Below are 3,884 nucleotides of genomic sequence, written 5' to 3' on the forward strand. Positions count from 1 at the left end.
GCCGCCGCCAGCATGATGCTGAAGGGCATGACGGCGGAGTATCTGCTGCACCGGACCTATAAGGTGAAACCGGGCGATACGATCCTCGTCCATGCCGCGGCTGGCGGCACCGGGCTCATCCTCTGCCAATGGGGCAAGGCGCTGGGCGCGACCGTGATCGGCACCGTCGGCTCGAAGGAGAAGGGCGAGCTCGCCAAGGCGCATGGCGCCGACCATGTCATCCTCTATCGCGAGGAGGATTTCGTGGCGCGGGTGAAGGAGATCACCGGCGGCAAGCTCTGCGCCGTGGTCTATGACGGCGTAGGCAAGGACACCTTCCTGCCCTCGCTCGACTGCCTGCAGCCCTTCGGCGTGGTGGCGAGCTTCGGCAATGCGTCGGGCGCGGTCGAGCCGTTCAATCTCGGCCTATTGGCCGCCAAGGGGTCGCTCTATGTGACGCGCCCGACGCTGTTCACCCATATCGCCAAGCGCGAGACCATGGTCGAGATGGCAAAGAACCTGTTCGGCGCGGTGGCGTCGGGCAAGGTCGTGGTGCCGGTGAACGCGACCTTCGCATTGGCCGATGCCGCCAACGCGCACCGCGCGCTGGAAGGGCGCGGCACGACGGGCTCGACGGTGCTGGTTCCCTGACGCGACGCGCGGCGCCCTGAAATCTCGCCCCAATCGACTGCTATCGCCTGTTCGTCTCGCGGGTGCGGGATGGTTCGGGCAGGGTCGCAGGCAAGATGAAACGGGTTGCGTTCGCCCTTGGGCTCGGGCTGTCGCTGGCGGCGGCCGGTTCGCTTGTGATGCCGCAGGGCTGGCAGCACTGGCGCGAGGTCGCGGTCGCGGAAGATCCGGCGGCGCTGGCCGACCTGCGTCTCGCAGGCATGCTGACCGCTGCCCGGCTCGAGGGCGAGATCGATGCGGCGCTGGCGGCGCGCGACACGGACCTGGCCGAAAGCTTCGTCGCTCTGGCGGCCGAGCGGAGCATCCCCGTATCGGCCGAGCGTCGGCAAAAGCTGCAGGCGCTGAAGGACGGCGCCATGCTCCAGGCCGTCAGCGATTTCGGCCAGGGCTTCATCGACGGCGACCGTGAGAGCGGTGCGGCCTTCGCTGGCGCGCTCGTTGGCGACGTCACCGGCTATGGCGATCTGCGCGACCTCGCCGTCGAGGGCCGCAAATGGCTCGGCGGGGAGGGGACGGACGGCACCGTGCTCGCCATCGCCGCGGCAGGGCTCGCCATCAGCGCCGCGACCTGGGTCACCCTCGGCGGCACGCTGCCGGCCCGCAACGGCCTGAGCGCAGTCAAGGCGGCGAGCAAGGCGAAGATCCTCTCGCCCGCTCTGACCGCGAACCTGACGCGCACGGCGGTCGATGCGATCGACCGTCCAGCCCTGAATGCGAGCCTCGCTGCGGCGTCCCGCCTCGACCTCGCGGCCGCGCGGGTCGCGGCCGGCGGCATCGTCAAGCCGGCGGCGATGGCGCGCTTCGCCGCGCTCGGCCAGGATGCCGGTGCCGTCTACACCCGGACGGGTTCGCGCGGGCTGCGGCAGGTGCTCGCCGTCGCAGAGGACGCGGGCGACATCGGCAAGGCGGCCAAGCTCGGCGCGGCCAAGGGCACGACGACGCGGGCGATCCTCAAGGTTCTCGGCCGCGGTGCGCTGGTGCTGGGCGCGCTCAGCCTCAGCGCGGTCGGCTGGATGCTGGCGCTGATCGGCTATGCGATCGCGCTCGCCATGCTGGCTCAGCGTTTCGGCTGGTGGCTGGGGCGCAGGATGCCACGCCGCGGCGCCTTGTCATCGGCGGTTTGAACCCCCAGGCACACTACCGCGACGAAGAAGGGTCAGCAGAACGCTGATGCTCCTTCGGGTGATGCCCATGTCCCGCGCCCTTCGCCTCTGCGGTTTCTTCCTCGCCTCGCTCACCATCGCGACGGTCGCGCTCGCGCAGCAGAACGGCCGCCAGGGCCGCGTCACGCTGCCGGCGGGAGCGCCCGGCCTGACACTCGCGATCGCCGCCGAGGACAAGGCGCGCCTGTCGCGCCCCTCGCAGCCGCGGCGGGCGCGGACGGACTGCCCGACCGAGAGCTGCGACATGCCGCCGAAGCGGGGGAATTTTGCTCAGGCCGATGCTTCGGCAGTCGACGGCTGCGGCGAAGCGCCGGTCGCGCGGGATCGGAATGGCCGGATCATCCGCCGGATCTGCCAGATCTTCTGACGCTGATCGTCATTGCGAGCGCAGCGAAGCCATCCAGACGGTCGCGCTCAATGTCCGCTGGATGGCTTCGCTGCGCTCGCAATGATGGGAAAAGCTCAGACCGCGACGCCGTGCAGGTCGTAGGCGTCGGCACGCTCGATCTTGACCGAGACGATGTCGCCCGGGCGCAGCGGGCGGCGGCTGGCGACATAGACGTTGCCGTCGATCTCCGGCGCATCCCATTTCGAGCGGCCCTTGGCCACGGTCGGGCCGGCCTCGTCGATGATCACCTGGATGCGCTTGCCGACACGGTTCCTGACGATGCGCGTCGAGATCTCGGCCTGCGCCTTCATGAAGCGGTGCCAGCGAGCCTCCTTCTCCTCCTCCGGGACGAGGGGAAGGCCGAGGTCGTTGGCGGGCGCGCCCTTGACCGGCTCGTATTTGAAGGCGCCGACGCGCTCGAGCTTCGCCTCCTTCAGCCAGTCGAGCAGGAACTGGACATCCTCCTCCGTCTCGCCGGGGAAGCCGACGATGAAGGTCGAGCGGATGGCGAGATCGGGGCAGATCTCGCGCCATTTGCGGAGCCGGTCGAGCGTCCTGTCCTGATGAGCCGGACGCTTCATCGCCTTGAGAACATTGGGGGAAGCGTGCTGGAAGGGGATGTCGAGATAGGGCAGGATCAGCCCCTCCTGCATCAGCGGGATGACCTCGTCGACATGGGGATAGGGGTAGACATAGTGCATCCGCACCCAGACCCCCATCTGGCCGAGCTCGCGGGCAAGCTCGAAGAAGCGGGTGCGGACCTCGCGGTCCTGCCACAGCGAGGGCTGGTAGCGGATGTCGAGGCCATAGGCGCTGGTATCCTGCGAGATCACCAGCAGTTCCTTGACGCCGGCCTTGACCAGCTTCTCGGCCTCGCGCAGCACCTCGCCGATCGGCCGCGAGACGAGATCGCCGCGCAGCTTCGGGATGATGCAGAAGCTGCAGCGGTTGTTGCAGCCCTCGGAAATCTTCAGATAGGCGTAGTGGCGCGGCGTCAGCTTGATGCCCTGGTCGGGCACGAGGTCGACGAAGGGGTCGTGGCGCGGCGGCAGCGCCTGGTGGACGGCCGAGACGACGCTCTCATAGGCCTGCGGACCGGTGATCGCGAGCAGGTTGGGGAAGCGGTCGCGGATCTGCTCGGGCTCGGCGCCCATGCAGCCGGTGACGATGACCTTGCCGTTCTCGGCCATGGCGGTGCCGATCGCCTCGAGCGATTCGGCCTTGGCCGAGTCGAGGAAGCCGCAGGTGTTGACGATGACGAGGTCGGAGCCCGCATGGCTCTTGGAGAGCTCATAGCCTTCCGAGCGCAGCGAGGTGATGATCCGCTCGGAATCCACCAGCGCCTTGGGGCAACCCAGCGAAACGAAAGAAATCTTCGGCGCGACGGCGTTCATCGGCGGCAAACTCGACAGCTCTGAATGGAGGCGGCGCGGCCCGAGGCTCGCGCGCGCTTCCTTTGAACGGTTTCAGGCTGTTTGGCAAATGCGGCGGTGCGTGTGTGAAGACGCCTCATCATCAATGCGAGCGCAACGAAGCAATCCAGGAGCGGCAGAACTCGATGGCCCTGGATTGCTTCGCTGCGCTCGCAATTGTCTCTTGGCGATGTGTCAGAGTGGTGTTGGTTCCCGGGAGGGAACGCCGTGGCCCGGGACGGCCATCCCGGG

The 3,884-nt window shown here is 68.2% G+C and carries 4 protein-coding genes; 3 read left to right on the forward strand and 1 reads right to left on the reverse strand.

The annotated features are described in order from the left end of the window. The 3 genes from Q8M82_RS13865 to Q8M82_RS13875 all read left to right on the forward strand — a co-directional run. On the forward strand, positions 1-630 hold a 630-nt coding region (locus Q8M82_RS13865), incomplete at its 5' end, for a quinone oxidoreductase family protein (protein ID WP_305691926.1). 95 nt (positions 631-725) lie between these two features. Continuing rightward, complete coding sequence (locus tag Q8M82_RS13870) at positions 726-1,793, forward strand: hypothetical protein (RefSeq protein ID WP_305691927.1); 1,068 nt, start codon at positions 726-728, stop codon at positions 1,791-1,793. Between the two features lie 67 nt (positions 1,794-1,860). After that, complete coding sequence (locus Q8M82_RS13875) at positions 1,861-2,199, forward strand: hypothetical protein (protein ID WP_305691928.1); 339 nt, start codon at positions 1,861-1,863, stop codon at positions 2,197-2,199. A gap of 95 nt (positions 2,200-2,294) precedes the next feature. Here Q8M82_RS13875 and rimO read toward each other — a convergent pair whose 3' ends face one another. Continuing rightward, positions 2,295-3,614, reverse strand: a complete 1,320-nt coding sequence (rimO, locus tag Q8M82_RS13880; RefSeq protein ID WP_305691929.1) for a 30S ribosomal protein S12 methylthiotransferase RimO — start codon at positions 3,612-3,614, stop codon at positions 2,295-2,297. Between the last annotated feature and the right edge of the window lie 270 nt (positions 3,615-3,884).

Source organism: Allobosea sp., from assembly GCF_030694325.1.
Classification (GTDB): domain Bacteria; phylum Pseudomonadota; class Alphaproteobacteria; order Rhizobiales; family Beijerinckiaceae; genus Allobosea.